This window comes from Oleiphilus sp. HI0123, assembly GCF_001635315.1.
In genome coordinates, this window is the sequence record NZ_LWGE01000558.1 from 1 (window position 1) to 6100 (window position 6100).

Sequence of the window (6100 nt, forward strand, 5' to 3'; positions counted from 1 at the left end):
GGCAGATACTCTTCAGGCCAGCGACGAATACCGGGAATTGCCGCATTTTCTGCAGGTTGCAAACCCACTATCTTGATATCTGGGTTCTTTTCTTTCAGAAACCTGGAGTTTCCCATAATGGTACCTGTCGTTCCCATGGCACTGACAAAGTGAGTAATTTTTCCATGAGTTTGCTCCCAGATTTCAGGCCCCGTCCCGCAATAATGAGCCAAGGGGTTGTCATCGTTCGCGAACTGGTCGAGGACAATGCCCTTGCCTTCGGCCGCCATTGACTGCGCCAGGTCACGAGCGCCCTCCATACCTTCTTCTTTGCTAACATAGAGCATTTGTGCACCGTAAGCTTCCATTGAGGCCTTCCGTTCCATGCTAGCGTTGTCTGGCATAATCAGGATCATCTTGTAGCCCTTGATTGCCGCAGCCATCGCTAAAGCAATCCCCGTATTGCCACTCGTTGCTTCGATTAAGGTATCACCGGGCTTTATCTGCCCTTTTTCCTCTGCCCTCTGAATCATACTTAAAGCAGGCCTATCCTTCACCGAACCTGCAGGGTTATTACCCTCAAGTTTGACTAGCAGGATATTAGTTGTCTGACCAGGTAAACGCTGTAACCTGACGAGGGGGGTATTTCCAACATAGTCTTCAATCGTAGGAAATTCGTTTTTTGCATCACTCATTGGGAGTAAAATTCCTGTTCAATATTCTGTTTACAGAGTATGTATTAATTCAATGCGCCCAGTCTAGAATGCCTAATTCACAGACAAGACAATAAAACGACACTAGATCAAATTAGCACCGTTTAATCATACTAATTTCTGTAAAGCTTGCTATGGCAGTCCATCGTACAATTGTCCATAATACATAGTTCATGATATACCACACGGCCTGACAAAGCCTTATATTATATAAGTTTAAATCCATGAAACCTATCAAGCTCAAGTCTCGCATCGCACTGATTGCCTCCTTGCCTCTAGTATTAATATTTCTTGGCTTAGGCCTAGTATTAGCCGACCACAGGCTAAATGTCGTTGAAAAACAGTTTTTCCAACAGCTAAGTCTATTAACCCAGACCAGCGCCAGCATCACAGCTCAACACTTGCGAAACAAAGCCACGCAAAAAGATGATGAAAAGCAATCAGAACTAAACGATCTGAATAAATACTTTGACACGCTACTTGCTTCCCCCCTTATCGAATCGATTACGCTACTCAATTCAAATCATAAGGTCTTAAAACACCGAGGCACTCAGCTATCCGCACGACTTAACCCAACAACCTTTCCCACAGTCAGCCCAAAAATTATCGAGACAGGCAATGAAAACATTTTCGTCATACCGCTGAATACTGAAAAGCGCTCAGCCACTCTTTCATCTTTGACTCAAAGTAGACTAAAAAAACAAGTTGGCCCAAGCACCTATCAACAGGAACAGAGTAAGGCATGGTTATTAATCAACACCAACCGGGGCTCCATGAACCAAGAAATCGGCAACACAGTCATGAAGGCTATCTGGTTAATGTTAGTCGGCGCAATCCTTTGCTATTTCTCTGTGCGTTTTTTGATTAAACAAATAATAGCGCCAATTAAAGAAATTGGGCTGCATTTAGGTAAGCTGGCTGACGGCAATTCCGACATACACATTCAAACTGTTTTCCCTAGCGAACTTAACCAGCTGGCTCACAGCGCTAATCAGTTAGGTGAGCGCTTGAGCCAAACTCAATCTGACATGACGCAAGAAATTGAACAAACTACAGAAGACTTGCGAGAAACTCTCGAAACAATTGAAATTCAGAACGTAGAGCTCGATATAGCGAGGAAGCAGGCTGTTTTGGCAAACCGAACCAAGTCAGAATTTTTAGCCAATATGAGTCATGAAATTAGAACACCACTGAACGGCATTATTGGTTTCACCAACCTCTTACTTAAAAGCAACCTGAACAAACGACAAATAGACCACCTTAGTACAATCAAAAAGTCTTCAGAAATTCTGCTACTAATCATAAATGATATTCTCGACTTCTCAAAAATAGAAGCCGGTAAGCTATTGCTAGAAAAGGGTACCATTGAATTTCGGGAGCTTATCGATGACGTGGTTGCTATGCTTGCACCGACGGCTCACGCCAAGAATCTGGAGTTGGTTCACCTACATTACCAAGACGTCCCCAGGGCCATTATTGGCGATCCTCTGCGCATCAAACAAGTTGTCACCAACCTGGTCAATAATGCAATCAAGTTTACCCAGGCTGGTGAAGTCTTAGTCAGGGTGATGTTAGCCGATGACGAAAATGACCTCAGCCGCGAGTCTGTCAAAGTGTCAGTGACCGATACAGGCGTTGGTTTGTCTCGCGCCCAACAACACTCGATTTTTAACGCCTTTTCCCAAGCTGACGCCACAACTGCGAGAAACTTTGGCGGCACAGGTTTAGGGCTCGCGATATCCAAGAACCTAATTGAGCAAATGGATGGTGAAATTGGCTTTGAGAGTGAGCTTGGCAAAGGCTCTACATTCTGGTTTACCTTACCCATAGAAAAACCAGGCAACGAGCTTGAACAGCTCCCAACCCAAGAGCAGCTAAGAGGCAGCCATATAATATGCTACGAACCCAAAGGGTCCGCCAGACTTGCAATAGAGCATATGTTCAACTCCTGGGGTGTAGACTACCAGTTTGCCGAAAGCAAATTACAACTGATAACCCTGGCAAAAGTTGCTGAGACCCAGAAAGATCATCGCCGACTAACCTTGGTGAGTCTGGATAAAAGCCAGTTAGGCGTCCCTGAATACACCTCGATCATGCAAACCCTTCAATCACTAGGTCAACGAGTTTTGCTCATTACGCCGACCCTAGAAGACTACGATACCGAAGCCATTCAAAGCGCCAGCGCACACTTGGTGAAGCCGCTCACCCGACAGCGTTTTTACAATGAGCTATGCGAACTAAGCATGGAAAACTACACTAAAAAAAGCATCTTGAAAAAGCTCACAACCCCTATTTCAACGCCTATTAAAAAAGATAGACAACCAATTCTTGTCGTGGATGATAATGATATCAACTTATCGTTAGTGGTCTCAATTCTGGAAAGCATGGGGATACAAGCAGAGTCCGCTAATGACGGCTTTGAAGCAATCAGCAAATGTCAGGAGACCTCGTACAAGCTTATTTTTATGGATATTCAGATGCCAGGAATGGATGGTGTTGAAGCGATGAAGCGCATCCGGCAGATTAATCAGCAGTATAAAACAGCAACGATCATTGCACTGACTGCCTACGCCCTTCCCGAAGAACAACAAACCTTTCTCAACCAGGGTTTTCAAACACTTATCACCAAACCAATTGATGAAGAAAAGCTCAGTAAAACAATCACAGAATATCTTCCCGAGCTAGCCAGTGACCTAGGTCAGAAGCAAGCTACTACGTCTATGCCTGCATCGCCCAAAGACAATAGCCCAGTTCACTTACCGGAAACAAATAATACCACCCCAGACCCTCGTCAATCTCAGGCTATTCATTCATCACACACGCCAATTAAAATCATCGATATAGAAGAAGGCGTGAGTTTGTGTAACGGTAACCAAGATCTTGCGGAAACTTTCTTAAAAAAGTTTTTGGAAAGCTTACCAGGTGAAAAAGAACGAATTGAGCAGCTATTCCAAAACAATCAGCTCGAACTACTTGAAGAGTCTGTCCACAAATTACATGGCGCCTGCCATTATTGTGGCGTTCCAAAGTTAAGAAAAACAGTAAAAGATACCGAACATGCTTTAAAAACTTACGAGCGACAGTTGGATACATACATAAATGAGCTTCTCGAAGACATTCAGCGAGTTCTTGATACGGCTAATGAATTGAAGCTAATCCCCTCTTGAGTCACCAGCTAAGCGCTATGCGGATCACACTCTGAAACATAGGCGCTTTTTTAAAAGCCTCGAATTAGATATATTAACTCGGTTAACTCAACCCGAAAGGATTATTAACTTTGGATGCGAGCTATGATCAAGCTCCGAATGTGTAAGTGCATCCAAGTTCAACGATATGGAATACGTTAGAGCTACTAACGTAATTTGCTAAAAAGGTTAATGCAGCTTATGTCCTCACGTCGCTCTCCGCTCCCCAAAACCATTTCGATTATGGTTTTCCTATTTTTGCTAGGCACCCTACAAGCATGCGGACTCCCCGAAGAACAAGGTGGCACTGATGGTAGTTCCAGCGATTTAGATTCTGATAGCGATACCGCACGAGACCCAGATTTAACCCTCGGAAAAACTCTGATAATCAACGCAGAACGACTAGACGGTTCAACAGACCTAAGCCTAGGTCAAATATCCTTAGTTTCACTAAATGCCGACTTCAACGAAACCTCTGACGGCAACCTCCCCACCTGGGACGTAACGAGACTTGAGGACTCCAGCAACATCCAAATGTTTATCGAGTCCGATTACATTGAACAAATTAACCACGTAATAAAAATCCGCTATAGTGACGATGAAATTTATTACGCAGCCATCCCTTACATCCCAATCGCGGTTAATTCTACTGCACAAGTTACCACTAATATTTTTACTCATTACCTACTCAAAAAGGTATTTGATCAAATTCCCGACTCTAGCGCTTTGTTAACTCACCAACCTTGTCTTACCGATAACCCTGTGATTGGCTGTGATAACCAACCTAGAGCTAAGCAAGACTACTTATCAATGATAAATAATGCTGTTGGCGAGTTTAACTTCGAACTTTCCAACAACAATAATATTTCACAGGCAATAGAAACCTTGGAACAACAAGACGAAATTCGTCACTATGTGGAAGCTGCTGCGACAGAGTTAACCAGAGCAACGAGCCCTTTCGCAAAAGGTACAATGCGCGAAGTGACTGGCCTGGGTTTCGATGAAAATGGCGACGTTTTCTCTACACCTCCACCTTTGCCAAAAACTTATAACAGTGCATTTCTTGCCCTCTCTTTAAGCGATATCAACGCAACTAATAGGAGCGTAGAATCCATTGGCTTTGCTGCATCCAATTCAACCATCGTCGAAAACAGGGAGCTAGCCAATGAACTGCCCGCTTACCCCAAATATCAAAGCACCACCTATTTAACGGACTTACGCCGCGAGTCAGCGCTATTTATCGATATCCCTTATGAACGCACAAGCCTAACCGTGAGAGATATTAACGACAGCGATATTGACCGATCTGAGCCAATCAACGCTTATGCTTCAGCCTCTACGCCCGACTCTTTCTTAAGTAGGGAAGGCAACATATTGGAAGCACGTACATTAAGCCCATCTCAACCGGGTGATGTGACTGATACAAAAGATGTCGCGTGGCAATACGAACCTATTTTCGCCAAGCTCTACCAAGTAAACGAATATGAACCAGACTCGGTTTACTCACCTGTCGAGGAAGAGGAAGATATTGATTATGGAAACGAACCAACTTGGCTAACTGGTGGCAACTTTAGCAAAGCCGCGAACTACATTGTCAAAAATCCAAATACTGAAGATGAAGAATTAGGAGACCAGATCGAAGATATCAATCTTTTTTCATGGGAAGTACACGCTCAGCAAACACCTAGCACTTTTTCCACCAGCTTACTTAATGGCAAAAGCTACGGAGTAATATCCTTCTCTCAGAAGCTCAATGATACAGATAAAATAATAGAAATCTTTGGCGAAACAATGATTTGGAATGCATCTGGTAGTTTTTTCAGCCTGGAGCAGCCTATTAATAACCCCCACTATAGAAGCCATACCCTAGCTCGTCTCGCCAACAACAACTCACAGTCATTGACAACGCAAAGAGGAATTATTGAGGACTCACGCAGATTCTTTAGTGAACTGAGCGAAGTATCAGACCCAAGCAGCGAGACAGGCATTTCAGAGGTAAATAGAGGTATATTGAAGCTCGATGGTGGTCTCGAAGCACCTATTGGTCACGCGACAGAAAGCGGAAGTCATTTTGCGTTTTCCTTCAACACCTCTGATACAACTGTGACTACTGATCGTGGGACAGGAATTATTCTCGGCGTTGAGCTAGAGGAAGTAAGCAGCCCAATCTTTCCCGATACCGACGATGTAATACAGTTTACCTATCATATACAAGGTAATAGC

General features: G+C 43.8%; 3 protein-coding genes. 2 read left to right on the forward strand and 1 reads right to left on the reverse strand.

All coding sequences use genetic code 11. The annotated features are described in order from the left end of the window. Window positions 1-674, reverse strand: a 674-nt coding sequence (locus A3761_RS05100) for a pyridoxal-phosphate dependent enzyme (RefSeq protein WP_068749939.1), incomplete at its 3' end; no start/stop codon positions are given. Between the two features lie 242 nt (window positions 675-916). Here A3761_RS05100 and A3761_RS05105 point away from each other — a divergent pair. Both A3761_RS05105 and A3761_RS05110 read left to right on the forward strand, forming a co-directional pair. Beyond that, window positions 917-3859 (forward strand): hybrid sensor histidine kinase/response regulator, encoded by a 2943-nt coding sequence (locus A3761_RS05105; protein ID WP_068509957.1) that lies wholly within the window; start codon window positions 917-919, stop codon window positions 3857-3859. A gap of 219 nt (window positions 3860-4078) precedes the next feature. Continuing rightward, a partial coding sequence (locus tag A3761_RS05110; protein ID WP_156491621.1) for a hypothetical protein occupies window positions 4079-6100 on the forward strand: 2022 nt, incomplete at its 3' end.